The organism is Klebsiella sp. BIGb0399, assembly GCF_003752615.1.
In the GTDB taxonomy this organism is placed as follows: Bacteria; Pseudomonadota; Gammaproteobacteria; order Enterobacterales; family Enterobacteriaceae; genus Klebsiella; species Klebsiella lignicola.
The window spans coordinates 1,290,839-1,317,547 of record NZ_RKHT01000005.1 but is presented as its reverse complement, the minus strand read 5'-3'; the positions used below and the strand labels follow the sequence as shown (position 1 = coordinate 1,317,547).

Sequence of the window (26,709 nt, the reverse complement as noted above, 5' to 3'; positions counted from 1 at the left end):
CGCTATGAAACCATTAATTCAGGTACAGGCCGTGAGCCAGCGTTTCAACACCGCCAGCGGCGAGTTTCTGGCACTGCAAAACGTCTCTTTCGACATCCACGAAGGGGAAACCGTCAGCCTGATTGGCCACTCAGGCTGCGGGAAATCGACGCTGTTAAACCTCATCGCCGGCATTACCTCCCCCACGGAAGGCGGGCTGCTGTGTGATAACCGGGAAATTGCCGGGCCGGGGCCGGAGCGCGCGGTGGTGTTCCAGAACCACTCCCTGCTGCCGTGGCTGACCTGTTTTGACAACGTGGCGCTGGCGGTCGATCAGGTCTTCCGCCGCACCATGAGCAAAGCCGAACGTAAAGCGTGGATCGAACACAACCTGGAGCGGGTACAGATGGGCCACGCCATGTACAAGCGGCCGGGGGAGATCTCCGGCGGTATGAAGCAGCGGGTTGGCATTGCCAGAGCGCTGGCGATGAAGCCGAAGGTGCTGCTGCTGGACGAGCCGTTCGGGGCGCTTGATGCCTTGACCCGCGCCCATCTGCAGGATGCGGTGATGCAGATCCAGCAGGCGCTGAATACCACCATCGTGATGATTACCCACGACGTTGATGAAGCGGTTCTGCTCTCCGATCGCGTGATGATGATGACCAACGGCCCGGCGGCGACGGTGGGGGAAATCCTCAATGTCGATCTGCCGCGCCCGCGGAACCGGGTCCAGCTCGCCGACGACAGTCGCTACCACCATCTGCGTCAGCAGATCCTGCATTTCCTCTACGAAAAGCAGCCGAAAGCGGCGTAAGGGGCGGCTATGAAGCGGCAACTGGTGATTATTGGCAACGGCATGGCGGCCACCCGACTGGCGCAAACGCTGGTGGCGCGGGGGGGCGGCAGATTTCAGATAACGATCATCGGCGACGAACCCTATCAGGCCTACAACCGTATCCAGCTGTCACCGGTCCTCGGCGGGGAAAAAACGCTAGAGCAAACGCAACTGCTGCCCGCGGAGTGGTATTCGCAGCACGGGGTGACGGTGTTGACCGGCGCATCGGCGCTGGCGGTGGATACCGAGGCGCGCACGCTGCGTACCACCCTGGGGGAATATGGCTGGGATGAACTGATTTTTGCCACCGGTTCGCAGGCCATGATTCCGCCGCTGCCCGGAGTCGAGATGCCGCATGTCTACCCGTTCCGGACGTTTGCCGACGTCAGCCGCATTCTGGCGAGCGGTGGTCCGGCAGTGGTGATCGGCGGCGGGGTGCTGGGCGTCGAGGCCGCAGCGGCGTTACGGCGTCATGGTGACAACGTCACTTTACTGCATCGCGGGCCGTGGCTGATGGAGCAGCAGACCGATGCCTTCGCCGGCCAGCAGCTCCAGCAGCAGCTGACGGAACGGGGGATCGCCTGCGTCACCGGCTGCGCTATTGCCGCGATAAGCGAGCATGAGGTGGTGCTGGAGGATGGCCGGGCGTTTGCGGCCAGCCGGGTGGTGCTGGCGACCGGGGTACGCCCGAATATTGCGCTGGCGCAGCGCAGCGGGATTACGTGTCATCGCGGCATCGTCGTCGATCGCCAACTGGCCACCGCGCTGCCGGGGATTAGCGCGCTAGGTGAATGCTGCGAAATTGACGGCGAAACCTGGGGGCTGGTGGCCCCCTGTCTGCGCCAGGCCGAAGTGCTGGCCGAGCGGCTCTGCGGCACACCGGGAGAGGACTTTACCTGGCAGGAGAGCGGTACTCGCCTGAAGGTCACCGGCATCGAACTGTTCAGCGCCGGCGACTTGCGGGCCGCGGAACAGGATCAACAGTGGACCAGCTGGGACCCGCTGGCCCGTCACTACCGGCGTCTGCTGGTGCGCGACGGCATCCTGCGCGGCGTTTTACTGTTTGGCGACTGCCAGCACGCGGCCCCGCTGACCGCGCAGCTCGGCGCCAGCGCGCCAACCGACTGGCTTTTCGACCCTTCTTCAACGCAGCCGCGTGCTGCAGGACATATCACCATGACAAAACCTGTTTTAGTTCTGATCGGCCACGGTATGGTCGGCCACCATTTTCTTGAGCAGTGCGTCAGCCGCAACCTGCATCAACAGTTTCGGATCGTGGTGTTTGGCGAAGAACGCTACGCCGCGTATGACCGGGTGCATCTCTCGGAGTATTTTGCCGGACGCAGCGCGCAGTCACTGTCGCTGGTGGAGGGGGATTTCTTCAATCAGCACGGCATTGAGCTGCGGCTGTCTGCGCCGGTGGCGAGTATCGACCGCGAAGCACGGCTGGTGCGCGATGCCAGCGGGCATGAAACCCATTGGGACAAACTGGTGCTGGCCACCGGCTCATATCCCTTCGTCCCGCCGGTGCCGGGCCACGACAGTGACGGCTGCTTTGTCTACCGTACGCTGGACGACCTTGACCGTATCGCCGCCTGTGCCAGTACCGCCAGACGCGGGGTGGTGATTGGCGGTGGCCTGCTGGGGCTGGAAGCCGCCAACGCTCTGAAGCAACTGGGGCTGGAAACCCACGTCGTCGAGTTTGCCCCCAACCTGATGGCGGTGCAGCTGGATAGTGCTGGCGCGGCGATGCTGCGTGAGAAAATCACCGCCATTGGCGTCGGCGTACACACCAGTAAGGCAACCCAGGCGATTGTGCCGCACGACGACGGTCTGGTGCTGAATTTTGCCGATGGCGGGTCGCTGTCCACCGACATGGTGGTGTTCTCGGCCGGGATTCGCCCGCAGGACTCGCTGGCGCGCAGCGGCGGCCTGACGGTGGGCGAGCGCGGCGGGATCTGCATCGATGACCAGTGCCGCACCTCCGACCCCGACGTACTGGCGATTGGCGAGTGCGCGCTGTGGGACAACAAAATCTATGGCCTGGTGGCGCCGGGCTATCAGATGGCGCGAACCGCGGCGGCGCAGCTGGCCGGAGAAGATGCTGGGTTCAGCGGCGCCGATATGAGCACCAAACTGAAACTGTTAGGCATCGACGTGGCCTCTTTCGGCGATGCGCAGGGGCGTACCCCGGGCAGTCAAAGCTATCAGTGGACCCATGGGCCGGAGCAAATCTACAAGAAAATCGTGGTGAGCGAGGACGGGAAAACCCTGCTCGGGGGCGTGCTGGTGGGCGATGCCAGCGATTATGCCACCCTGCTGCAAATGATGTTGAACGCAATGGCGCTGCCCGCGCGTCCGGAAAGCCTGATTCTGCCGGCGCTGGAGGGGAGTGCCCCGAAAGCGCTGGGGGTGGCGGCGCTGCCGGACAGCGCGCAGATTTGCTCCTGCCACAACGTCAGCAAAGGAGATATCTGCCAGGCGGTGAACGATGGCGCGGGCGATATGGCGGCGCTGAAAAGCTGCACCAAAGCCGCTACCGGCTGCGGCGGCTGCAGTGCGCTGGTCAAACAGGTGATGGAGTATCAGCTTGCGGCCCAGGGCGTCGAGGTCAAAAAAGATATCTGCGAGCACTTCCCGTGGTCGCGCCAGGAGATCTATCACCTTGTGCGGGTCAACCATATCCGTACCTTTGACCAGCTGATTAGCCGCTACGGGCAGGGGCACGGCTGCGAAATTTGCAAACCGCTGGTGGCGTCGGTTCTCGCTTCCTGCTGGAACGAGTATCTACTGAAACCGGCGCATTTGCCGCTGCAGGACACCAACGACCGCTACTTTGCCAATATCCAGAAAGACGGCACCTATTCGGTGGTGCCGCGGATGGCGGCGGGGGAAGTGACGCCGGACGGGCTGATTGCCATCGGCCAGATTGCCAAACGCTATCAGCTGTACAGCAAAATTACCGGCGGCCAGCGTATTGACCTGTTTGGCGCCCGGCTGGAGTCGCTGCCGGATATCTGGCGCGAGCTGGCGAATGCCGGGTTTGAAACCGGGCACGCCTACGGCAAATCGCTGCGCACGGTGAAATCCTGCGTCGGCTCGACCTGGTGCCGCTATGGCGTGCAGGATTCAACGGGGCTGGCGGTGACCCTCGAACATCGCTACAAAGGGCTGCGCGCGCCGCACAAAATCAAAATGGCGGTCTCCGGCTGTACCCGGGAATGCGCCGAGGCGCAGGGGAAAGATATTGGGGTGATTGCCACGGAAAAGGGCTGGAATCTCTACGTCTGCGGCAACGGCGGCATGAAGCCGCGTCACGCCGATCTGTTTGTCAGCGATATCGACGACGCGACGCTGATCCGCACGGTGGATCGCCTGCTGATGTTCTATATCCGGACCGCCGACCGGCTGCAGCGCACCAGCACCTGGATGGACAACCTCGAAGGCGGCGTCGACTACCTGCGGGAGGTGATCCTCAACGACAGCCTCGGCATTGGCGAAGAGCTGGAGCAGGAGATGGCGCGGGTGGTGGAGAGCTATCAGTGCGAGTGGCAGACCACCCTGAACGATCCGCAGCGGCTGGCGCTGTTCCGCTCTTACGTTAACAGCGAGCAGCCGGATGAAGCGGTGCAGCGGCACAGCCTGCGCGGCCAGCCGCAGCCGGTCGCTACGCCGATACACCGTGAGGGCGCGGCCTCGTCCCGCCCATGGCAGGCCATTTGCGCGCTGGACGCCATCCCCGCCGAGGCCGGGATCGGCGCGCGGCTCGGGGAGCGGCAGATTGCGCTGTTCCGCTTCGGCGAGCAGGTTTACGCCCTCGACAATCTGGAGCCCGGCAGCGATGCCAACGTCTTGTCGCGCGGCATCCTGGGCGATGCCGGGGGCGAGCCGATAGTCATTTCGCCGCTGTATAAACAGCGCATTCGTCTGCGCGATGGCCGCCCGTGCGAAGGCGGCGAGCCGGCGGTTCGCGCCTGGCCGGTGAAGGTGGAAAACGGCACGGTATGGGTCGGAAACCAGGTGCTGCTGGCCCGGGCGGAGGCGTCTTAATGAAGGAAACCCGAACCACGTGCCCCTATTGCGGGGTCGGCTGCGGCGTGCTGGTCCAGGTGGCGGAAAACGGCCAGGTCAACGTGCGCGGCGATGAGCAGCATCCGGCTAACCTGGGGCGCCTGTGCGTTAAAGGGGCGGCGCTTGGGGAGACCACTGGTCTGGCAGGGCGACTGCTGACGCCGGAGCTCGATGGCGAACCCGTCAGCTGGTCGCAGGCGCTGGAGGCGGCAGGAAGCCGCCTGCGGGAGATCATTGCGCAGCATGGCCCGCAGGCGGTGGCCTTTTACGCCTCGGGGCAGCTGCTTACCGAAGACTATTACGCGGCGAATAAACTGATGAAGGGATTTATCGGCGCCGCCAATATCGATACCAACTCGCGGCTGTGCATGTCCTCCGCGGTGACCGGCTATAAGCGCGCGTTTGGCGCCGATGTGGTTCCGTGCAGTTATGAGGATGTGGAATGCAGCGATCTGGTGGTGCTGGTCGGCTCGAATGCCGCCTGGGCGCATCCGGTCCTGTATCAGCGGCTGGTGCAGGCGAAGCGCGACAATCCACAGATGAAAGTGGTGGTGATTGATCCGCGGCGCACCGCTACCTGCGATATCGCCGACAGCCACCTGGCGCTGGCACCCGGCAGCGATGGCGGGCTGTTTGTCGGCCTGCTGAACGCCATTGCCGGGACCGGCGAGCTGACGGGCGACTTTCGCGACCAGCCGCAGGCGCTGGCGGCAGCAGAAGCGTGGACGACGGCGAAAGTGGCCGATTTTTGCGGGCTGGATGAACCGCAGGTGGCGGCGTTCTATCGTGATTTTATTGCCGCGCCGCGGGCGATAACCCTCTACACCATGGGAATCAACCAGTCTGCCAGCGGTAGCGATAAGTGTAATGCCATTATTAACGCCCACCTGGCCTGCGGCAAATATGGCCGTGCGGGCTGCGGGCCATTTTCGCTGACCGGACAGCCAAACGCCATGGGCGGGCGCGAAGTGGGCGGGCTGGCGACTATGCTGGCGGCGCATATGAATTTTGAGCTTGAGGATCTGCAGCGGCTGTCGCGCTTCTGGGGCAGTGAGCGGCTGGCGCAAACTCCGGGTCTGACGGCGGTGGAGCTGTTTGCGGCGATCGGCCGCGGCGAGGTGAAAGCGGTGTGGATTATGGGCACCAACCCGGTGGTGTCGCTGCCGGACAGCCATGCCGTCAGCCAGGCGCTGGCGGCTTGCCCGCTGGTGATGGTTTCCGATGTCACCGCCGGCACCGACACCGCCGCCTTCGCCCATATCCGCTTTCCGGCGCTGGCGTGGGGCGAAAAAAATGGCACCGTCACCAATTCGGAACGGCGCATTTCCCGGCAGCGTAGTTTTTTGCCGCCGCCGGGAGAGGCGAAAGCCGACTGGTGGATCATTGCCCGGGTCGCCGAACAGTTGGGGTATGGCGAGGCGTTTGCCTGGCGCCATCCGCATGAGGTGTTCAGCGAGCATGCGGCGCTTTCGGGGTTTGAAAATAATGGCCAGCGGGCGTTTGATATTGGCGGGCTGGCGCAGCTGAGCCGTGAGGCGTGGGATGATCTGGCCCCGGTTCGCTGGCCGGTCAGCCAACGCGGTAGCGATCTCAATATTCAGCAGGGCTGGCATCGCGATGGCCGCTTGCGGATGGTGCCGGTGACGCCGCAGGGCACCCGGGCGGTCACCGACGCTTTTTATCCGCTGATCCTCAATAGCGGCCGCATCCGCGATCAGTGGCACACCATGACCCGCACCGGAAGCGTGCCGCGTCTGATGCAGCATATCGCCGAACCGCTGGTGGAAGTTGCCGCGACGGATGCCGTGCGCCTGCAGCTGTACGACGGCGCACTGGCGCGGATCCGCTCGCCTCATGGCGTTATGGTGGCGAAAGTGAGCGTCAGCCACGGGCAGCGGCCTGGTTCACTGTTCGTCCCGATGCACTGGAATAACCAGTTTGCGCGCCATGGGCGGGTGAATAATCTGCTGGCGGCGGTGACCGACCGGTGGTCCGGTCAGCCGGAGAGCAAGCAGGTGGCGGTGGCGATTGCCCCGTGGCAACCGGCCTGGCAGGGCGAACTGTTTTGTCGCCAGCCGGTGTCGCTCCCGGCTTCAGCGCACTGGCGGCGTCGCGCCGCGTCGGGCGTCAGCCATTTCTCGTTAGCCGGGGAAGAGAGCCCGCGTCGGTGGTTAACCGACTGGTGCCACCAGCAGGGGTGGCAGATGCAGGTAGCCGATGCCGGTACGGTCTGGAACCTGCTGGCCTGGCATGACGGGCAGTTGATGCTCGGCTGGTGGAGTGACGCCGCTGAGCCGACAATCGATGCCGGGTGGATTGCCGATGCCTTTAACGTAACGTCGCCCGAACCGGCGTTGCGCCACGCGCTGCTCGGCGGCAAAAAAGGCGGGGATGTGCTGCCGCCGGGGCGTATCGTTTGCAGCTGTTTTAGCGTGGGTGAGCGGGCCATCAGCGAGGCGATTGCCAGTGGCTGTCGTACGGCCGGTGAGCTGGGTAAGGCATTGAAATGCGGGACCAACTGCGGCTCCTGCATTCCGGAACTTAAAGCGCTGCTGGCGGAGGTGAAAACACCGGCATGAGATTCAGTATATTCCTGAAATTTTCCCTGAGGCTGCGAGGGGCGGCAAAAAACGGTAAACTGACCCGTAGATGTGTTTATTAATGAGTTAACCTAATCCGTTCAATGTTGTTGTCGTACCGCGTGGCCCCACTCCTTGCGATACCCTTGCTGCTGGCAGGGGGTCCTGCCTGTGCCCTGCAAGACAGCCAGCCGTTCAGTGAAAAACAGGCGGCGCTCCCGGACCTGGGGATTGCTCCGCATGTCGATGATGATGCCCGCCACTTTGCCGAAATGGCCAAAAAATTTGGCGAGGCCAGCATGAGCGATAATGGCCTGACCACGGGCGAGCAGGCGCGCATGATGGCGATCGGTAAGCTGGGTAATGAGGTCAGCCATCAACTGGAAAACTGGCTTTCGCCCTGGGGCAATGCCAATGTCGATCTGCTGGTGGATAAAGAAGGTCACTTTACCGGCAGTAAAGGCAGCTGGTTTATTCCGCTGCAGGATAACGGCGACTATCTGACCTGGAACCAGTATTCCGTGACCCAACGGGATAACGATCTGGTGGGCAACATCGGCCTGGGGCAGCGCTGGCGAAAAGGCGACTGGCTGCTGGGCTACAACTCTTTCTACGATAAAGTGTTGGGTGAAAGCATGGCGCGGGGCAGCGTCGGGGCCGAGGCGTGGGGGGAATATCTGCGCCTGTCGGCCAACTATTACCATCCTGTCGGTAGCTGGCAACGCAACGAAAGCCTGACTCAGGAGCAGCGCATGGCCAGCGGTTACGATGTAACCGCCCAGGCGCGCCTGCCGTTTTATCAACACATTAATACCAGCGTCAGCGTCGAGCAGTATTTTGGCGATAGCGTCGACCTGTTCCATTCTGGTACCGGCTACCATAACCCGGTGGCGGTCTCGGTGGGGCTTAACTATACGCCGGTGCCGCTGGTGACCATGACGGCAAAACATAAGCAGGGCGAGAACGGCATCAGCCAGAATAACGTGGGGCTGAATCTGAATTACCGCTTCGGCGTACCGCTCAAGCAGCAGCTGGCGGCCGATGAAGTAGCGGCCAGCCGGTCGTTACGCGGCAGCCGTTACGACAGCCCGGAGCGCGATAATCTGCCGGTGGTGGAGTACCGACAGCGTAAATCGCTGTCAGTCTATCTGGCGACGCCGCCGTGGGACCTGCATTCGGGAGAAACGGTGCAGCTGAAGCTACAAATTCGCAGCCTGCATGGCGTTAAATCACTGAAATGGCAGGGCGATACCCAGCAGCTGAGCCTCACCGCGCCAGCGAACGCCAGCAGCACGGACGGCTGGAGCGTGATCCTGCCGGTATGGGACACTACGCCGGGAGCGGCAAACGTCTGGCATCTGTCGGTGGTGGTGGAAGATGATGCGGGTCAGCGCGTCTCCTCCAATGAGATAGCGCTGGCGCTGACCGAGCCGCTGGTTAAGTTCTCGGCCGAGGGCATCTCCTGGCAGGAAACGCCTTAGAAAATCCGCTCCTGATGCACCCAGACCGCGGCTTCCACGCGGGATTTCAGCTTCATTTTCTTCAGCATATGTTTCACATGCACCTTCACGGTACTTTCGGTGATCTCCAGACGACGGGCGATCATTTTGTTCGGCAGTCCCTGGGCGATCAGCTTGAGAATATCGCGCTCGCGCGGCGTCAGCTGGTTGATATCGCGGTCTGAGGTAGCACGGTTAGCGCGCAGGCTGGCCGCCAGCACCGGGGTTAAGGCTTCGCTGAGCACCATTTCGCCGGCCGCGGCCTGCTGCAAGGCTTTGAGCAGATCTTCCGGCTCCATATCTTTCAGCAGATAGCCGTCGGCGCCGCGTTTTAACGCGGTGACCACGTCTTCTTCATGGTTGGAGACGCTGAAGACCACAATCCGCCCGGAAAGCGACTTTTCGCGCAGCTTATCAAGGGTCTCCAGGCCGTTCATGCCTGGCATGTTGAGATCCAGCAGGATCAGATCGGGATCGAGAGTTTCTGCAAGAGCGATACCCTGTTCGCCGTTGCTGGCCTCGCCAATAACCTGAATATCGCTTGCCATGCTAACGAGTTGCTTCACGCCGGTGCGCAGCATCGGGTGATCATCAATGAGCAGGATGGTGGCCCGTTCCTGTTGAGTCATAGGGTTCTCCTTATTGGATTGAAATCGATTTTTCCGGGATAAAGGTGACGACCACTTCGCTGCCGCCGTTTTCCCGGCGACGCACCTGACAGTCTCCGCGCAAACTCTGGGCGCGATCCCGCATAATAATTAAGCCGTAATGGTTGCTCCGCTCCGCATGGTCAGGCACGCCGCAGCCATTGTCGGCAACCACCAGCCGCACCTGATTATCGTTGAGCGATACGCTGACGGTAACTTCGGTCGCCTGGGCGTGTTTCAACGCATTGCTAAGCGCTTCACGGGCAATTTGCAGCAGGTGAATCGCCTGATGCGAGGGGACAAACCGCGGCGGAAGCTGGTAGTCCAGCTGCACCGTGAAGCCGAAATGGGCGCTGTATTCCTGACAGCTTGACTCCAGCGCCGGGCGAAGCCCCGGCTCCGTTAATTGTAGCCGGAAGGTGGTCAACAGCTCGCGCAGCTGCGCCCAGGAGGTATTCAGCTCGTTGCGGATCTGGCCCAGCAGCTGGCGGCTCTCTTCCGGCAGGTTGTCGCCCTGCATCTGCAGACAGCTGACCTGCATCTTCATACAGGAAAGCGACTGGGCGATAGAGTCATGCAGTTCGCGGGCGATAGTGGCGCGCTCTTCCATCACGATAAGCTGCTGCTGGTGCTCCTGGTGGCGGTCCAGCGCGAGGGTGGCGGTGAGCTGCTCGACCAGGGTATCGACCAGCTGCTGCTGATCGTGGCTCAGGTGACGGCCCGCCGGCAGCGTGGCCAGCAGGATCCCGTACTGGTTATGGGCGTCCGACAGCCGCCATTTCAGCGTGGCGCCGGAATCCGGCAGCGGTGGCAGGTCGCGCGGGCATAAATAGCAGCCTTTATCATCACACTGCAGATCGGAATGGCAGGCAAACTCCTGATGGTTGTCTTCATCTTCGAAATCATAGACCCGCACTTCGATATCGCGCAGCAGCGTCAGCCCCTGAAGACCATTGAGCACCGGTGAAATACGTTCGCAGAGCGGGGCGCTGGAGTGCAGGCGGCGGTTTGCCTGCCACAAAAAGGCGAGAATTTGGTTTTTCTGCTCCAGTCCGGCGGTTTTTTCCTGCACCCGTCGTTCGAGGACGGAGTAGCTTTCCGCCAGCTCCTCCGACATATTGTTGAGGGCCGTGCCGAGGGTCGCCATCTCATCGCGGCCGCTGATATTCACGCGCTGGGTAAAATCGCGATGGCTGACCGCCCGGGCCATCTCCAGCAGCTGTTTCCACGGGCGCAGCAGCCGGGCACGTAGCCAGACGATGGTAAACAGAAACAGCAGCGCCATGCCGAAGGCCATCACCCGCTGCAGCCAGACCACATAACGGATGCGCTGTTCGGTGGTGTGGTCAAAGGATGTCACCAGGTGGTCGATGCGATCGACAAAGCTGGCAACGTCGGTGGCGACGGTCGCCTGGTTTTTCGCGTGCTTCATGCCCGGCGCCAGTTCCATCTGCCAGTATTGCTGCAAGGCTTTAAGCTGGCGATCCTGGCCGTCCCTGAGCGCGGCATTTTGCAGCTCTTCGCTGAAGACGGTGGCGTTCATATCTTCCAGCAGCTTCTGGTCGCTGTCGGTAAGAGGGACCGCCGCCAGCAGGCGATAGCTTTGCATCCTCAGCGATCCGGCTTTATTGATGGCGTGGGCGCTACCCTGTACGCCGTGCACCAGCCGGGCCGAGATCCCGATGCCAGCGACACCGATCGCCGTCGATAGCAGCACGATTAACGCCAGTTGATTCACTAACGTAAGCGGGGTAAAAAGACGTTTTAACATAGAATGCGTGGCTCCTGACCGGCAAACCATCCGGGAGTGGCGACTATTCTCGGACATCCCATGGAGTATACCCATACCCCTAAGGTATTACCCCTTAATTGTCGGTGGTGGGTAGGTTTACGGTGGCGCAGGGTATAAACCCGGCAGCCATGTGAAAAACCACACTTTTTTTGGCAGGAAAGACTACTCACTTCGGATAATGATTTATTTTTAAGCAAAATGATGACCACTTTTCCTTTGATTTATATCAACTTACCGCCCTTCGTAACCCCTAATGTAGCGGCAGAAAATCTAGATAATCAGAGGTATTTATGAGTCAATCTTCCCTCCCGGAGAAGGCCAGTACTTCAGTCATCACCGACTGGCGTCCTGAAGATCCCGAGTTTTGGCAACAGCGCGGCCACCGTGTTGCGAGCCGAAATTTATGGATCTCCGTTCCCTGTCTGCTGCTGGCGTTTTGCGTATGGATGTTGTTTAGTGCGGTGGCGGTGAATCTGAATAAAGTCGGCTTCCAGTTTACCACTGACCAGCTGTTTATGTTGACCGCGCTGCCGGCGCTGTCGGGGGCGTTATTGCGCGTTCCTTACGCTTTCATGGTGCCGCTGTTTGGTGGTCGTCGCTGGACCGCATTCAGCACCGGGATCATGATTGTCCCTTGCGTCTGGCTGGGCTTCGCGGTGCAGGATACCTCTACGCCGTTCAGTATCTTTGTGATCATCTCTCTGCTGTGCGGTTTCGCCGGGGCAAACTTTGCCTCCAGCATGGCGAACATCAGCTTCTTCTTCCCGAAACAGAAGCAGGGCGGCGCCCTTGGCCTGAATGGTGGCCTGGGTAATATGGGCGTCAGCGTGATGCAGCTGGTTGCTCCGCTGGTGATTTCGCTGTCTATTTTCGCCGTGTTCGGCGGAACCGGCGCCCAGCAGCCAGATGGCTCCGTTATGTACCTGGAAAATGCCGCCTGGATTTGGGTGCCGTTTCTGGTCGTACTGACGCTGGCGGCATGGTTCTTTATGAACGATCTGTCCGCGTCCAAAGCTTCTCTTAGTGAACAGTTACCGGTACTTAAGCGTGGCCATCTGTGGATCATGGCGCTGCTGTATCTGGCAACCTTCGGTTCGTTTATCGGTTTCTCCGCCGGCTTCGCCATGCTGTCGAAAACCCAGTTCCCGGACGTGCAGATTTTGCATTTTGCCTTCTTCGGGCCGTTTATCGGTGCGCTGGCACGTTCAATGGGCGGGGCGATCTCCGACCGTCTGGGCGGGACTCGCGTGACGCTGGTGAACTTCGTGGTGATGGCTATCTTCAGCGGCCTGCTGTTCCTGACGCTGCCGACTCATGGGGAAGGCGGTAACTTTATTGCCTTCTTCGGCGTGTTTATGGTGCTGTTCCTGACCGCCGGTCTGGGGAGTGCATCCACCTTCCAGATGATTTCGTTAATCTTCCGTAAGATGACGATGACCCGCGTAAAAGCGCAGGGCGGGAGCGAAGAGCAGGCCATGCGTGAGGCGGCAACCGATACCGCAGCGGCGCTGGGCTTTATCTCGGCGATTGGCGCCATCGGCGGCTTCTTTATCCCGAAAGCATTTGGGATTTCGCTGGAGCTGACCGGTTCGCCGGCTGGCGCGATGAAGATCTTCTTCGTCTTCTACGTGGCCTGCGTGATCATCACCTGGGCAGTTTACGGACGTAAGCAAAAGTCTTAAGCCGCACCGAAATCGAACTCAGGGCGCAATGCAAATTGCGCCCTTTTTTTGTGCCATCGTCTGACGGCATATCTGCGCTGCAACTGGCCGGCTTACTCCGCTCTACCCCTTAATACCCAGCGTCATAGCGGAATGGTGCGGCTGGCGGTGATTTTGCAATAAAACCCTTTTAAAACAAACGGATGAAAAATAGAAAAAGCTACCACTTCCGGAGTATTTGCCGGGTTGTGGCCGATTTTTAAGCCATTTGGTCTTGATCGTTATCAATTCTCTCCCGCTTTCAGAGCGTTACCTTCGCTGGCATTCCAGCAATGTCGATTTATCAGAGAGCCGCCAGGCTCCATACAGGAGAAACCCGATGAGTAAGTTCCTGGACCGGTTTCGCTACTTCAAACAGAAGGGTGAAACCTTTGCCGATGGCCACGGCCAGCTTCTACACACTAACCGGGACTGGGAGGAGGGATACCGCCAGCGCTGGCAGCATGACAAAGTTGTGCGCTCCACTCACGGGGTTAACTGCACCGGCTCTTGTAGCTGGAAGATTTATGTCAAAAATGGTCTGGTGACCTGGGAAACCCAGCAAACCGACTATCCGCGTACCCGCCCGGATATGCCAAACCATGAGCCACGCGGCTGCCCACGCGGCGCCAGCTACTCCTGGTATCTCTACAGCGCCAACCGTCTTAAGTATCCGCTGATGCGTAAACGCCTGATGAAAATGTGGCGTGAAGCGAAGGTTCAGCATCGCGATCCGGTGGATGCCTGGGCATCGATTATTGAAGATGCCGATAAAGCCAAAAGTTTCAAACAGGCGCGTGGTCGCGGTGGCTTCGTGCGCTCCTCATGGCAGGAAGTGAACGAGCTGATTGCCGCTTCCAATGTCTATACCGTGAAAACCTATGGTCCTGACCGCGTGGCGGGATTCTCGCCGATCCCGGCGATGTCGATGGTGTCGTATGCTTCCGGCGCGCGCTATCTGTCACTGATTGGCGGGACCTGCCTGAGCTTCTACGACTGGTACTGCGATCTGCCGCCGGCTTCCCCGCAGACCTGGGGCGAGCAGACCGACGTCCCGGAATCGGCCGACTGGTATAACTCCAGCTATATCATCGCCTGGGGCTCCAACGTGCCGCAGACCCGTACCCCGGATGCTCACTTCTTTACGGAAGTGCGCTACAAAGGGACCAAAACCGTCGCCATCACTCCGGATTACGCCGAAATCGCCAAGCTGTGCGATCTGTGGCTGGCGCCGAAGCAGGGCACCGATGCGGCAATGGCGCTGGCGATGGGCCACGTTATGCTGCGCGAATTCCATCTCGATCAGCCGAGCCAGTACTTCACCGATTATGTCCGTCGTTACACCGATATGCCGATGCTGGTGATGCTCGAAGAGCGTGACGGTTACTACGCGGCGGGCCGTATGCTGCGCGCGGCGGATCTGGTCGATGCGTTGGGCCAGCAGCAGAACCCGGAGTGGAAGACCGTTGCCTTTGATGAAAAGGGCGAAATGACCGTGCCGAACGGTTCAATCGGCTTCCGCTGGGGTGATAAAGGTAAGTGGAACCTTGAGCAGCGTGATGGCGGCACTGGCGAAGAGGTCGCGCTGCGTCTGAGCCTGCTGGGCGGCCATGACGATATTGCGAATGTGGGCTTCCCGTATTTTGGCGGCGACGGCACCGAGCATTTCAATAAAGTAGAACTGGAAAACGTGCTGCTGCACAAGCTGCCGGTGAAACGCCTGCAGATGGCCGATGGTACCAGCGCGCTGGTCACCACCGTGTATGACCTGACCCTGGCGAACTATGGCCTGGATCGCGGTCTCGGCGATGAAAACTGCGCCAGCAGCTACGATGACGTCAAGGCCTACACCCCGGCCTGGGCTGAGAAAATCACCGGTGTTTCCCGGACGCAGATTATCCGTACCGCTCGCGAATTTGCCGATAATGCCGATAAGACCCACGGGCGTTCCATGATTATCGTCGGTGCCGGTCTGAACCACTGGTATCACCTCGATATGAACTATCGCGGCCTGATCAACATGCTGATTTTCTGCGGCTGCGTGGGTCAGAGTGGCGGCGGCTGGGCGCACTATGTCGGCCAGGAAAAACTGCGTCCGCAGACCGGCTGGCAGCCGCTGGCGTTTGCTCTCGACTGGCAGCGTCCGGCGCGTCATATGAACAGTACGTCGTACTTCTATAATCACTCCAGCCAGTGGCGCTACGAGTCGGTAACCGCTCAGGAGCTGCTGTCGCCGCTGGCGGATAAATCGCGCTATAGCGGCCATCTGCTGGACTTTAACGTCCGTGCAGAACGTATGGGCTGGCTGCCATCAGCGCCGCAGCTGGGCACCAACCCGCTGCGCATTGCTGACGCCGCGAAACAGGCCGGGATGACGCCTGTCGATTACACCGTTAAGGCACTGAAAGACGGCACGATTCGTTTTGCCGCCGAACAACCTGAAAACGGCAAGAACCACCCGCGTAACCTGTTTATCTGGCGCTCTAACCTGCTGGGCTCTTCCGGTAAAGGCCACGAATACATGCTGAAGTATCTGCTGGGTACCGAGCACGGTATTCAGGGACTGGATCTCGGCAAGCAGGGCGGCGTGAAGCCAGAAGAGGTGGAGTGGCACGATAACGGTCTCGACGGCAAGCTGGATCTGGTGGTGACGCTGGACTTCCGTCTGTCGAGCACCTGCCTGTATTCCGACATCGTGCTGCCGACGGCGACCTGGTACGAAAAAGACGACATGAATACTTCGGATATGCATCCCTTTATTCATCCGCTGTCTGCCGCCGTCGACCCGGCGTGGGAATCAAAAAGCGACTGGGAAATCTACAAAGGCATCGCGAAGAAATTCTCCGAAGTCTGCGTGGGCCATCTTGGCAAAGAGACCGATGTGGTCACGCTGCCGATTCAGCATGACTCCGCCGCTGAAATGGCGCAGCCGCTCGACGTCAAGGACTGGAAAAAAGGCGAGTGCGACCTGATCCCAGGCAAAACCGCGCCGCACATTATTCCGGTAGAACGTGACTACCCGGCGACCTATGAGCGCTTTACCTCTATCGGCCCGCTGATGGAGAAGATCGGTAACGGCGGTAAGGGCATCGCCTGGAATACCCAGAGCGAGATGGACCTGCTGCGTAAGCTGAATTACACCAAGGCCGACGGTCCGGCTAAAGGTCAGCCGATGCTGAATACGGCGATTGATGCCGCCGAGATGATCCTGACGCTGGCCCCAGAAACCAACGGTCAGGTCGCGGTGAAAGCCTGGGCTGCGCTCAGTGAGTTTACCGGTCGCGACCATACCCATCTGGCACTGAATAAAGAAGACGAGAAAATTCGTTTCCGCGATATTCAGGCCCAGCCGCGCAAAATCATCTCCAGCCCGACCTGGTCTGGCCTTGAAGATGAACATGTTTCCTATAACGCCGGCTATACCAACGTGCACGAGCTGATTCCGTGGCGGACCCTGTCCGGTCGCCAGTCCTTGTATCAGGACCATCAGTGGATGCGTGATTTCGGTGAGAGCCTGCTGGTGTACCGTCCGCCGATCGATACCCGTTCGGTGAAAGCGGTGATGGGCGAGAAGTCTAACGGCAACCCGGAGAAGGCGCTGAACTTCCTGACGCCGCACCAGAAATGGGGTATCCACTCGACCTACAGCGACAACCTGCTGATGCTGACCCTGTCACGCGGCGGCCCGATCGTCTGGATGAGCGAAGCCGATGCCAAAGAGCTGGGCATTGAGGATAACGACTGGATTGAAGTCTTCAACAGCAACGGGGCGCTGACCGCACGTGCGGTCGTCAGCCAGCGTGTACCGGCGGGGATGACCATGATGTACCACGCCCAGGAACGTATTGTGAATCTGCCAGGCTCGGAAATTACCGGCCAACGCGGCGGGATCCATAACTCGGTGACGCGCATTACGCCGAAGCCGACCCATATGATCGGCGGCTACGCGCAGCTGGCTTACGGCTTTAACTATTACGGCACCGTGGGCTCTAACCGCGATGAGTTCGTGGTGGTACGCAAGATGAAGAATATTAACTGGCTGGATGGTGAAGGTAATGACCAGGTACAGGAGAGCGTAAAATGAAAATTCGTTCACAAGTCGGCATGGTGCTGAATCTCGATAAATGCATCGGCTGTCATACCTGCTCAGTCACCTGTAAAAACGTCTGGACCAGTCGCGAAGGGACGGAGTACGCCTGGTTCAATAACGTCGAAACCAAGCCTGGCGTTGGTTTCCCGAACGACTGGGAAAACCAGGAGAAATGGAAAGGCGGCTGGATCCGTAAAATCAACGGCAAACTGCAGCCGCGCATGGGCAACCGTGCAATGCTGCTGGGTAAAATCTTCGCCAACCCGCATCTGCCGGGCATCGATGATTACTACGAGCCTTTTGATTTCGACTACCAGAACCTGCATGCCGCACCGGAGAGCAAACATCAGCCGATCGCCCGCCCGCGTTCGCTGATCACCGGGCAACGGATGGACAAGATCACCAGCGGTCCGAACTGGGAAGATGACCTTGGCGGTGAGTTTGAAAAGCTGTCCAGGGACCGCAATTTCGACAACATGCAGAAGGCGATGTACGGCCAGTTCGAAAACACCTTCATGATGTATTTGCCGCGCCTGTGCGAACACTGCCTGAACCCGGCCTGTGTAGCGACCTGCCCGAGCGGCGCCATCTATAAGCGTGAAGAAGATGGCATCGTGCTGATCGATCAGGATAAGTGCCGCGGCTGGCGGATGTGTATTACCGGCTGCCCGTACAAAAAGATCTACTTCAACTGGAAGAGCGGTAAGTCCGAGAAGTGCATCTTCTGTTATCCGCGTATCGAATCCGGGATGCCGACCGTCTGTTCTGAAACCTGCGTCGGACGTATTCGCTACCTCGGCGTGCTGCTGTATGACGCTGATGCGATTGAAAATGCCGCCAGCACCGAGAACGAGCAGGATCTGTATCAGCGTCAGCTGGACGTGTTCCTCAACCCGAACGACCCGAAAGTCATCGAGCAGGCGCTGAAAGATGGCGTTCCGCAGGGCGTAATTGAAGCTGCGCAGCAGTCGCCGGTGTACAAAATGGCGATGGACTGGAAGCTGGCGCTGCCGCTGCACCCGGAATATCGCACGCTGCCGATGGTCTGGTACGTGCCGCCGCTGTCACCGATTCAGTCTGCGGCCGATGCCGGCGAGCTGGGCAGTAACGGGATCCTGCCGGATGTTGAAAGTCTGCGTATTCCGGTCCAGTACCTGGCTAACCTGCTGACCGCCGGGGATACCCAGCCGGTACTGCTGGCGCTGAAACGCATGCTGGCCATGCGTCACTTTAAACGTGCAGAAAGCGTGGATGGCGTGGTTGATACTCGTGCGCTGGAAGAGGTCGGTCTGACCGAAGCGCAGGCGCAGGAGATGTACCGCTACCTGGCGATTGCAAACTACGAAGATCGCTTCGTGGTCCCGAGCAGCCATCGTGAGCAGGCTCGCGATGCTTTCCCGGAACAGCGTGGCTGCGGCTTTACCTTTGGTGATGGCTGCCATGGTTCAGACAGCAAGTTCAATCTGTTCAACAGCCGTCGCATCGATGCCATCAATGTCACCAGCAAAACGGAGCCGCACTCATGATTGAACTCGTCATTGTGTCGCGCCTGCTGGAGTACCCGGATGCTGCCCTGTGGCAACATCAGCAGGAGCTGTTCGAGGCGCTGGCGTCCTCGGAAACGCTGAGCAAAGAGGATGCCCAGCAACTGGGCGTTTTCCTGCGTGATTTGACCGCCCAGGATCCGCTGGACGCGCAGGCGTATTACAGCGAACTGTTCGATCGCGGCCGGGCAACGTCTCTGCTGTTGTTTGAACATGTTCACGGTGAATCCCGCGATCGTGGTCAGGCGATGGTGGACCTGATGGCGCAGTATGAGCGCCACGGCCTGGCCCTCGACAGCCGCGAGCTGCCGGACCATCTCCCGCTGTATCTGGAGTATCTTGCACAGCTGCCTGCGGACGAAGCCATTGCCGGGCTGCAGGATGTGGCGCCGATCCTCGGTCTGCTCAGCGCCCGTCTGCGGCAGCGTGAAAGCCATTATGCGGTGCTGTTTGAACTGCTGCTGACGCTGGCCAACACCCAGGTAGACAGTCAGCAGGTGGCGGAGAAAATTGCCGATGAGGCCCGCGATGATACGCCGCAGGCGCTGGATGCGGTGTGGGAAGAAGAACAGGTGAAATTCTTTGCCGATCAGGGCTGCGCTGAATCAGATATCGCCGCTCACCAGCGTCGTTTTGCCGGAGCCGTTGCCCCGCAATATTTGAATATCTCTAACGGAGGACAGCAATAATGCACTTCCTGAATATGTTCTTCTTTGACATCTATCCGTATATTGCCGGGGCCGTATTCCTTGTGGGGAGCTGGCTGCGTTACGACTACGGGCAATATACCTGGCGTGCCGCCTCCAGCCAGATGCTGGATAGAAAAGGGATGAACCTGGCGTCGAACCTGTTCCATATTGGGATCCTCGGCGTAATTGCGGGTCATGCTTTTGGGATGCTGACTCCGCACTGGATGTATGAAGCCTGGCTGCCGCTTGAAGTGAAGCAGAAGATGGCGATGTTTGGCGGCGGTGCGGCGGGGCTGATGTGTCTGGTCGGCGGTATTTTGCTGCTCAAACGCCGCCTGTTCAATCCGCGCATTCGTGCCACCACGACCGGGGCAGACATTCTGGTGATGTCGGTGCTGGTTATCCAGTGTACGCTGGGTCTGCTGACGATTCCGTTCTCGGCTCAGCATATGGACGGCAGTGAAATGATGAAGCTGGTCGGCTGGGCGCAGTCGGTGGTGACCTTCCACGGTGGTGCGTCGGCACACCTCGACGGCGTGGCGTTTATCTTCCGCATGCACCTGGTGCTCGGTATGACGCTGTTTGTGCTGTTCCCGTTCTCGCGTCTGGTGCATATCTGGAGCGTGCCGGTGGAGTACCTGACCCGCAAATACCAGATTGTTCGCGCTCGTCGCTGATACTATTTTGTATGATGCTAAACCCTACTTCGGTGGGGTTTTTTTATACCTGAATACCGGTGCTTTCCCGGCGGCGGGGGGCGCGCGGCCGGGGGCGCGGAGCATGGTTTGTTTTTCGGGGCCGCGCCGCCCCCCGCGGGGGCTAAGTGGGGGAGGAAAAAAAAAAAGGGGGGGGCGGGGCCTTCGCGCCTTCCTTCTTTCTCTTTTTTTTTCCCCCCCCCCCCCCCCCCCCCCCGCCGGGATACCTATGGCAGAAATACAAAACAGAGCTGGGGAAATGAGGGAGGATGACTTAGCGCTACACGCTTCGGGTCGTTGCCTACGGCAACGCTTTCTCGCTGGCGCTCGAATCGAACCTTAGTCGAAGCTTCTCATCCTTCCCTGTACGGAATAATAAGTGATTCGGAGGATTGATTTGGTTTAAGTTATTTATAAATAGATGGTGGCGGGGGAAGGATGACTCGGCTGCGCCTCGCCCTTCGGGTCGTTGCCTGCGGCAACGCTTTCTCGCTGGCGCTCGAATCGAACCTTAGTCGAAGCTTCTCATCCTTCCCTGCATGGGCAGAATATAAAGCTTTAGTGTTTGGTTTAGCTGGGGTAGTGCAAGGAAGTGATGGTGGCGGGGGAAGGATGACTCGGCTGCGCCTCGCCCTTCGGGTCGTTGCCTGCGGCAACGCTTTCTCGCTGGCGCTCGAATCGAACCTTAGTCGAAGCTTCTCATCCTTCCCTGCATGGGCAGAATATAAAGCTTTAGTGTTTGGTTTAGCTGGGGTAGTGCAAGGAAGTGATGGTGGCGGGGGAAGGATGACTCGGCTGCGCCTCGCCATTCGGGTCGTTGCCTGCGGCAACGCTTTCTCGCTGGCGCTCGAATCGAACCTTAGTCGAAGCTTCTCATCCTTCCCTGCATGGGCAGAATATAAAGCTTTAGTGTTTGGTTTAGCTGGGGGAGTGCAAGGAAGTGATGGTGGCGGGGGAAGGATTCGAACCTTCGAAGTCGATGACGGCAGATTTACAGTCTGCTCCCTTTGGCCGCTCGGGAACCCCGCCAGGGGTAATTCATATTGTAGAGGTAATGCTTTGAGATGGTGGTGGGGGAAGGATTCGAACCTTCGAAGTCGATGACGGCAGATTTACAGTCTGCTCCCTTTGGCCGCTCGGGAACCCCACCACGGGGTAATGCTTATTACTGGCCTGCTTCCTTCTGGGGAAGCGGGGCGCATCATATCAAATGACGCGCCCCTGTAAAGCTTTCCGTTGAGAAAAATAAACTGGTTGCCTGAAATTTATGCGCAAAGGCGTAAAGCTAACCAGTTCATTTTACTATTGATTAAAGAATAATCGTTCGGTTGCCGTAGACGAACACGCGCTGGGCCAGAACCTTATAGAGCGCGCGGCTCAACACATTCTTTTCAACATCGCGCCCTGCGCGCATCATATCTTCAGCGGTATAGGTGTGATCGACGTGAATCACGTCCTGCATAATGATCGGGCCTTCGTCCAGGTTGTCGTTGACGTAGTGGGCGGTCGCACCGATGATTTTTACACCACGCTCATAAGCCTGATGATAAGGACGGGCGCCGATAAAGGCCGGCAGGAAGGAGTGGTGGATATTGATAATCTGGTTCGGGAAGCGGGAAACAAATTCCGGCGTCAGCACCCGCATATATTTCGCCAGCACCACGTAGTCCGGAGCATAAGACTCAATGGCGTCGCCCATCTGCTTGTCGTGCTCTTCGCGGGTCAGGCCTTCGTGGCTTACCAGCTGGAACGGAATGTCAAAACGCTCAACCAGCGTACGCAGCGTTTCATGGTTGCCGATGACGGCGGCGATTTCGACATCCAGGCCGCCATAGTTGGCCTTCATCAACAGATCGCCCAGGCAATGTGCCTCTTTGGTCACCAGAATGACGACCCGGCGGCGGCCGGCTGGGGTCAGCTCGCGAATGGAACCTTCCGGCAGCGCGCTGTCGAGATCTGCCAGTAAAATGGCATCATTAAAAATCCCTTCCAGCTCGGTACGCATAAAGAAGCGGCCGGTGCGGTGATCGACGAACTCGTTATTCTGAACAATGTTCAGTTCGTGCTTGTAGCAAATGTTCGTGATACGCGCGATGAGTCCTTTCTGATCAGGGCAAATGGTGCGTAGTACTTTACGTTGTAATGAATGCATCGCGAGGAAAATCCTGTAGTGTTTGCTATTGCCGGTGCCGTATTACTGGCCACAGCATTTTTTAAATTTTTTACCTGAACCACAAGGGCAGGGGTCGTTACGACCAAACAGTGGTCGTGTACCGTCGATATAGTACCACTGTCCCTTTTCTTTTAAGAATCTGGAACGTTCAATTATGGCGCCGGGGCGGTTATCTTCATCAAACCGAGCGACGAAACTGACAAAGCCCTCGTCGGGATGGCTGCCTTCATCGGCAGCGAATACCGTTAAGCCTTGCCAGTGTGTTTTGCCGAAGCCCTTTTCCAGATCGGCACGGAACAGCTGCGGCTGGCAGGACGGGTGCCAGGTTTTGATCAGGTAATCGGCATCCTTCATGACAAACGCACTGTATCGGGAGCGCATCAAGTGTGATGGCTCTGGCGCAAGCAGTGAGCCGGTCAGATATCGCTGACAACATGAGCTATACTCCTGAGCGCTGCCACAAGGGCATAATGGCGACAAATCGGCCTCCATGGAAAAAATTCACGGCGCAGTGGCGCCAACCTGTTTTATGTTAACTGAGCTGTAGCAATGATGCTATGTTCGCAGCGGAAGGAAGTATATCGGGAATAATGAGAAAGCTTAAGATTGGTCTGGCGTTAGGCGCAGGAGCGGCCCGTGGATGGTCGCATATTGGTGTCATTAAGGCACTGCAGCGCGCGGGTATTGAAGTCGATATCGTCGCAGGATGCTCCATTGGTGCGCTGGTGGGCGCCGCGTATGCCTGCAACCGTCTTCCGGCGCTGGAGAAATGGGTCTGTTCCTTTAATAACTGGGATGTACTGCGGCTGATGGATCTGTCCTGGCGTCGCGGTGGCCTGCTGCGCGGTGAACGCGTATTCAATCAGTTCCGACGTGTCATGCCTGTTTCCGAGATCGAGCTCTGCGACCGTCGCTTTGCTGCGGTGGCGACCAACTTAAGCACCGGCCGTGAGCTGTGGTTCACCGAGGGCGATTTGCACCAGGCGGTGCGCGCCTCCTGCAGTATGCCGGGCCTGATGTCTCCGGTGATGCATAATGGCTACTGGCTGGTGGACGGCGCGGTGGTCAATCCCGTACCGGTCTCCCTGGCCCGGGCGCTGGGCGCTGATATCGTGATTGCCGTCGACCTACAGCACGACGCGCATCTGATGCAGCAAGATATGTGGTCACTCGAAAAGCCGCAGCTGGAAGACGACAAGGATTTCTCCTGGCATGCGCGCATTCGTGCACGCCTTAGCGGAATGACCTCCCGTCGCGCCGCGACCCCGACCGCCATGGAAATCATGTCCACCTCTATTCAGGTGCTGGAAAATCGCCTGAAACGCAATCGTATGGCGGGCGATCCACCCGACATTCTGCTGCAACCATTCTGTCCGCAAATCTCCACGCTTGATTTTCATCGCGCCGGTGAAGCGATTGCTGCCGGATATTTGTCTGTTGAAAAGAAAATGGATGAATTATTACCCCTGGTTCCCACTGCGGTGTGACACCATTTGACTTAGACTTAAGTAAATTCTGACAGGCGATAGTGTGAATTGCATGCCACTATTTAGTCATCGTCAGTCAGAGGAGAGATCATGACGCAGCCATTGGCGGGAAAACTGATTCTGATAGTTGAAGACGAAGCCGTTTTCCGCTCACTCTTGCACTCCTGGCTAACCTCACTGGGCGCCGCAACGGTGCAGGCGGAGGATGGCGTTGATGCGCTCCAGAAAATGGCCGAGTCAAAGCCCGACCTGATGATTTGTGACATCTCCATGCCGCGCATGAACGGTCTTGAACTGGTTGAGCATCTGCGTAACCGGGGCGAGCAATTACCGATTCTGATGATATCGGCAACGGAAAACATGGCTGATATCGCCAAAGCGCTGCGGCTGGGTGTTCAGGATGTGCTGTTAAAGCCGGTGAAAGATTTCAATCGCCTGCGGGAAACGGTGTATGCCTGCCTGTACCCCAATATGTTCAGCTCGCGGGTTGAAGAAGAAGAGCGTTTGTTTGAAGACTGGGATGCGCTGGTGAGCGATCCGACCGCAGCATCACGGTTATTGCAGGAGCTCCAGCCGCCGGTTCAACAGGAGATATCGAAGTGTCGTATTCACTATCGCCAGCTGGTATCGGCAGACCGACCCGGTCTGGTGCTGGATATTGCCCCATTATCTGAAAACGATCTGGCTTTCTACTGTCTGGATGTCACACGAGCAGGTGATAATGGTGTCCTCGCGGCGTTGCTGCTGCGGGCGCTGTTTAATGGCTTACTGCAGGAGCAACTTGCTCATCAGGGACAACGTTTGCCGGAAATGGGCAGCCTGTTAAAACAGGTCAACCAATTACTGCGTCAGGCGAACCTGCCCGGACAATTTCCATTGCTGGTGGGGTATTACCACAGTGGTTTGAAAAATTTGATTCTGGTGTCTGCGGGGCTGAATGGCACACTGAATACCGGGGAACATCAAATTCAGATCAGTAACGGTGTCCCGTTGGGGACGCTGGGCAATGCTTATCTCAACCAAATTAGCCAACGCTGCATATCGTGGCAGTGCCAAATTTGGGGGGCAGGGGGGCGTTTACGCCTGATGTTGTCTGCGGAATGAACAATTGTGTATTTTTTTAATCTGATGGGATTACCGGCCAATCTTTTGCGGTGGTACTATCATTGAAGTTTATAAGTAATAGTCCTAATTCGAGGGAATCCAAACCTTTCTGACCAGGTTTGCCTGAGCGGACTGATATACTCATACCGTTATTATTAACGAAAAGTTTAAAAAACGAACAGTCCAGGAGATTTCAATGGCTGCCATTAATTCTAAAGTAAGAAAAGCTGTTATCCCGGTTGCGGGATTAGGCACCAGGATGCTACCCGCTACTAAAGCTATTCCGAAAGAAATGCTGCCACTGGTAGATAAGCCTTTAATTCAATATGTTGTAAATGAGTGTATTGCGGCTGGGATTACTGAAATTGTTCTGGTCACTCACTCTTCGAAAAACTCTATTGAAAACCATTTCGATACCAGTTTTGAACTGGAAGCGATGCTGGAAAAACGTGTAAAACGCCAGCTGCTGGAAGAGGTTCAATCTATTTGTCCGCCGCACGTGACCATTATGCAGGTTCGCCAGGGTCTGGCGAAAGGGCTGGGTCATGCGGTGCTGTGCGCACATCCGGTCGTCGGTGATGAGCCGGTTGCGGTTATTCTGCCTGACGTTATTCTGGATGAATTTGAATCCGATCTTTCCCGTGATAACCTGGCTGAAATGATCTCCCGTTTCGATGAAACCGGATCCAGCCAGATTATGGTTGAGCCAGTTGCTGATGTCACGGCATACGGCGTTGTTGACTGCAAAGGCGAATCTCTGCAACCGGGTGAAAGCGTGCCGATGGTTGGCGTGGTTGAAAAACCAAAAGCCGATGTGGCGCCGTCTAACCTTGCAGTGGTAGGCCGTTATGTACTGAGCGCGGATATTTGGCCGCTGCTGGCTAAAACCCCTCCGGGAGCCGGGGATGAAATTCAGCTGACCGATGCGATCGATATGCTGATCGCCAAAGAAACCGTTGAAGCCTATCACATGAAAGGCAAGAGCCACGACTGCGGTAATAAACTGGGTTATATGCAGGCGTTTGTGGAATATGGCATTCGTCATAAAACCCTGGGCGAGGATTTTAAAGCCTGGCTGGAAAACGCTGTAGCTAAGTAATCGTTTTCTACTGAGCAGATAACCGGGAGGCGAGTTCGCTTTCCGGTTTTTTTATACCCTGAGATTACCGGTGGCATCCGCGAGACAAAAAAAATCCCGCCGAAGCGGGATTCTTCAAATACGATCTTCAATTACAGCAGGAAGTCGTCCAGGGTTTTACCCTGCTCGTCCATTGCTTTTTTGATCACTGCCGGGGTACGGCCCTGGCCGGTCCAGGTTTTGGTTTCGCCGTTCTCATCAACGTAGCTGTATTTAGCCGGGCGTGCAGCACGCTTAGCTTTAGTACCCGCTTTAACCGCTGCCATGGTGCTCAGCAGTTCATTCGGGTCAATACCATCAGCAATCAGCATTTCACGGTATTGTTGAAGTTTACGAGTACGCTCTTCAATTTCTGCAGCTGCAGCGCTTTCTTCTTCGCGGCGTTCGTTAACAACAACTTCTAATTTTTCCAGCATTTCTTCTAGCGTTTCAAGGGTGCATTCTCTCGCCTGCGCACGAAGAGTACGGATGTTGTTCAAAATTTTAAGTGCTTCGCTCATTGTAGTAATCTCAAACTTATATTGTGGGGTGGTTTGTTGAAGTAATAATAGAGCGATATAATCAGATGTGCAATAGGGTAGAATGTAAGTAATTCAAAATTACTTGTTATTTGTCTCGATAATTAATTAATTTAAGTTAAATTTCTCGTGCGAGTTCACATCTTTTTCGCTTATAGCTCAGGGTAAA

The 26,709-nt window shown here is 57.9% G+C and carries 17 protein-coding genes, 2 tRNA genes and 4 other RNA genes; 12 read left to right on the top strand and 11 right to left on the bottom strand.

Going from position 1 to position 26,709, the window contains the following annotated elements; genetic code table 11:
* The first annotated feature begins 4 nt into the window (after positions 1 to 4).
* The 4 genes from EDF82_RS06610 (at position 5) to EDF82_RS06595 (ending at position 8,945) form a co-directional block, all read left to right on the top strand.
* Complete coding sequence (locus tag EDF82_RS06610) at positions 5 to 793, top strand: ABC transporter ATP-binding protein (protein WP_123754759.1); 789 nt, start codon at positions 5 to 7, stop codon at positions 791 to 793.
* 9 nt (positions 794 to 802) lie between these two features.
* Positions 803 to 4,864 carry a nitrite reductase large subunit NirB gene (nirB, locus tag EDF82_RS06605; RefSeq protein ID WP_123754758.1) on the top strand — a complete coding sequence of 1,354 codons (4,062 nt, stop codon included), beginning with the start codon at positions 803 to 805 and terminating at the stop codon, positions 4,862 to 4,864.
* Positions 4,864 to 7,464, top strand: coding sequence for a nitrate reductase (locus tag EDF82_RS06600; protein ID WP_123754757.1), 2,601 nt, complete (start codon positions 4,864 to 4,866; stop codon positions 7,462 to 7,464). Before nirB ends, EDF82_RS06600 begins: the two co-directional genes overlap by 1 nt.
* A 104-nt stretch (positions 7,465 to 7,568) precedes the next feature.
* Positions 7,569 to 8,945 (top strand): YchO/YchP family invasin, encoded by a 1,377-nt coding sequence (locus EDF82_RS06595; RefSeq protein ID WP_123754756.1) that lies wholly within the window; start codon positions 7,569 to 7,571, stop codon positions 8,943 to 8,945.
* Here EDF82_RS06595 and narL read toward each other — a convergent pair.
* The gene (gene narL, locus EDF82_RS06590) at positions 8,942 to 9,592 is read right to left on the bottom strand and encodes a two-component system response regulator NarL (RefSeq protein ID WP_123754755.1); all 651 of its coding nucleotides are present in this window, start codon (positions 9,590 to 9,592) and stop codon (positions 8,942 to 8,944) included. The two genes, EDF82_RS06595 and narL, sit on opposite strands and share 4 nt — an antisense overlap.
* A 10-nt stretch (positions 9,593 to 9,602) precedes the next feature.
* On the bottom strand, positions 9,603 to 11,381 hold the full coding sequence (narX, locus tag EDF82_RS06585; protein WP_123754754.1) for a nitrate/nitrite two-component system sensor histidine kinase NarX: 1,779 nt from the start codon (positions 11,379 to 11,381) through the stop codon (positions 9,603 to 9,605).
* Between the two features lie 311 nt (positions 11,382 to 11,692).
* Between narX and EDF82_RS06580 the strand changes: the two genes are divergently transcribed.
* The 5 genes from EDF82_RS06580 (at position 11,693) to narI (ending at position 20,102) form a co-directional block, all read left to right on the top strand.
* Positions 11,693 to 13,084, top strand: coding sequence for a NarK family nitrate/nitrite MFS transporter (locus EDF82_RS06580; RefSeq protein ID WP_123754753.1), 1,392 nt, complete (start codon positions 11,693 to 11,695; stop codon positions 13,082 to 13,084).
* Positions 13,085 to 13,442: 358 nt separating this feature from the next.
* A complete protein-coding gene (locus EDF82_RS06575) occupies positions 13,443 to 17,186 on the top strand; it encodes a nitrate reductase subunit alpha (protein ID WP_123754752.1) in 3,744 nt (1,247 codons plus the stop codon).
* Entirely contained in the window at positions 17,183 to 18,718 is a 1,536-nt protein-coding gene (narH, locus tag EDF82_RS06570) for a nitrate reductase subunit beta (RefSeq protein ID WP_123754751.1), read from the top strand. Before EDF82_RS06575 ends, narH begins: the two co-directional genes overlap by 4 nt.
* A complete protein-coding gene (gene narJ, locus EDF82_RS06565; RefSeq protein ID WP_123754750.1) occupies positions 18,715 to 19,425 on the top strand; it encodes a nitrate reductase molybdenum cofactor assembly chaperone in 711 nt (236 codons plus the stop codon). The genes narH and narJ overlap by 4 nt, the downstream gene beginning before the upstream one ends.
* Positions 19,425 to 20,102, top strand: a complete 678-nt coding sequence (gene narI / locus EDF82_RS06560; RefSeq protein ID WP_123754749.1) for a respiratory nitrate reductase subunit gamma — start codon at positions 19,425 to 19,427, stop codon at positions 20,100 to 20,102. Before narJ ends, narI begins: the two co-directional genes overlap by 1 nt.
* A 271-nt stretch (positions 20,103 to 20,373) precedes the next feature.
* Here the strand turns inward: narI and EDF82_RS06555 are convergent.
* From EDF82_RS06555 to EDF82_RS06520, 8 genes are all read right to left on the bottom strand, one after another.
* Positions 20,374 to 20,498: non-coding RNA, RtT sRNA (locus EDF82_RS06555), on the bottom strand.
* Between the two features lie 44 nt (positions 20,499 to 20,542).
* Positions 20,543 to 20,670, bottom strand: a non-coding RNA gene (locus tag EDF82_RS06550) — RtT sRNA.
* A gap of 46 nt (positions 20,671 to 20,716) precedes the next feature.
* A non-coding RNA gene (locus EDF82_RS06545) (RtT sRNA) lies at positions 20,717 to 20,844 on the bottom strand.
* Positions 20,845 to 20,890: 46 nt separating this feature from the next.
* Positions 20,891 to 21,018, bottom strand: a non-coding RNA gene (locus EDF82_RS06540) — RtT sRNA.
* Between the two features lie 46 nt (positions 21,019 to 21,064).
* Positions 21,065 to 21,149, bottom strand: a tRNA-Tyr gene (locus EDF82_RS06535).
* 36 nt (positions 21,150 to 21,185) lie between these two features.
* Positions 21,186 to 21,270 (bottom strand) — tRNA-Tyr (locus tag EDF82_RS06530).
* Positions 21,271 to 21,429: 159 nt separating this feature from the next.
* On the bottom strand, positions 21,430 to 22,272 hold the full coding sequence (gene purU / locus EDF82_RS06525; RefSeq protein ID WP_123754748.1) for a formyltetrahydrofolate deformylase: 843 nt from the start codon (positions 22,270 to 22,272) through the stop codon (positions 21,430 to 21,432).
* Positions 22,273 to 22,314: 42 nt separating this feature from the next.
* Positions 22,315 to 22,773, bottom strand: a complete 459-nt coding sequence (locus EDF82_RS06520; RefSeq protein ID WP_123755497.1) for a YchJ family protein — start codon at positions 22,771 to 22,773, stop codon at positions 22,315 to 22,317.
* Positions 22,774 to 22,883: 110 nt separating this feature from the next.
* Between EDF82_RS06520 and rssA the strand changes: the two genes are divergently transcribed.
* The 3 genes from rssA (at position 22,884) to galU (ending at position 25,983) form a co-directional block, all read left to right on the top strand.
* On the top strand, positions 22,884 to 23,780 hold the full coding sequence (rssA, locus tag EDF82_RS06515; protein ID WP_123754747.1) for a patatin-like phospholipase RssA: 897 nt from the start codon (positions 22,884 to 22,886) through the stop codon (positions 23,778 to 23,780).
* A gap of 90 nt (positions 23,781 to 23,870) precedes the next feature.
* On the top strand, positions 23,871 to 24,884 hold the full coding sequence (gene rssB / locus EDF82_RS06510; RefSeq protein WP_123754746.1) for a two-component system response regulator RssB: 1,014 nt from the start codon (positions 23,871 to 23,873) through the stop codon (positions 24,882 to 24,884).
* Between the two features lie 196 nt (positions 24,885 to 25,080).
* A complete protein-coding gene (gene galU, locus EDF82_RS06505) occupies positions 25,081 to 25,983 on the top strand; it encodes a UTP--glucose-1-phosphate uridylyltransferase GalU (RefSeq protein WP_123754745.1) in 903 nt (300 codons plus the stop codon).
* 131 nt (positions 25,984 to 26,114) lie between these two features.
* Here galU and hns read toward each other — a convergent pair whose 3' ends face one another.
* The gene (gene hns / locus EDF82_RS06500) at positions 26,115 to 26,522 is read right to left on the bottom strand and encodes a histone-like nucleoid-structuring protein H-NS (RefSeq protein WP_004863421.1); all 408 of its coding nucleotides are present in this window, start codon (positions 26,520 to 26,522) and stop codon (positions 26,115 to 26,117) included.
* Positions 26,523 to 26,709 lie beyond the last annotated feature (187 nt).

Coding starts and splice junctions, on each gene's coding strand:
- EDF82_RS06595 (WP_123754756.1), top strand. CDS start 7,569: ATGTTGTTGTCGTACCGCGTGGCCCCACTCCTTGCGATACCCTTGCTG.
- purU (WP_123754748.1), bottom strand. CDS start 22,272: ATGCATTCATTACAACGTAAAGTACTACGCACCATTTGCCCTGATCAG.
- rssB (WP_123754746.1), top strand. CDS start 23,871: ATGACGCAGCCATTGGCGGGAAAACTGATTCTGATAGTTGAAGACGAA.
- narI (WP_123754749.1), top strand. CDS start 19,425: ATGCACTTCCTGAATATGTTCTTCTTTGACATCTATCCGTATATTGCC.
- narJ (WP_123754750.1), top strand. CDS start 18,715: ATGATTGAACTCGTCATTGTGTCGCGCCTGCTGGAGTACCCGGATGCT.
- hns (WP_004863421.1), bottom strand. CDS start 26,522: ATGAGCGAAGCACTTAAAATTTTGAACAACATCCGTACTCTTCGTGCG.
- EDF82_RS06580 (WP_123754753.1), top strand. CDS start 11,693: ATGAGTCAATCTTCCCTCCCGGAGAAGGCCAGTACTTCAGTCATCACC.
- EDF82_RS06600 (WP_123754757.1), top strand. CDS start 4,864: ATGAAGGAAACCCGAACCACGTGCCCCTATTGCGGGGTCGGCTGCGGC.
- rssA (WP_123754747.1), top strand. CDS start 22,884: ATGAGAAAGCTTAAGATTGGTCTGGCGTTAGGCGCAGGAGCGGCCCGT.
- narL (WP_123754755.1), bottom strand. CDS start 9,592: ATGACTCAACAGGAACGGGCCACCATCCTGCTCATTGATGATCACCCG.
- narH (WP_123754751.1), top strand. CDS start 17,183: ATGAAAATTCGTTCACAAGTCGGCATGGTGCTGAATCTCGATAAATGC.
- EDF82_RS06610 (WP_123754759.1), top strand. CDS start 5: ATGAAACCATTAATTCAGGTACAGGCCGTGAGCCAGCGTTTCAACACC.
- nirB (WP_123754758.1), top strand. CDS start 803: ATGAAGCGGCAACTGGTGATTATTGGCAACGGCATGGCGGCCACCCGA.
- galU (WP_123754745.1), top strand. CDS start 25,081: ATGGCTGCCATTAATTCTAAAGTAAGAAAAGCTGTTATCCCGGTTGCG.
- narX (WP_123754754.1), bottom strand. CDS start 11,381: ATGTTAAAACGTCTTTTTACCCCGCTTACGTTAGTGAATCAACTGGCG.
- EDF82_RS06575 (WP_123754752.1), top strand. CDS start 13,443: ATGAGTAAGTTCCTGGACCGGTTTCGCTACTTCAAACAGAAGGGTGAA.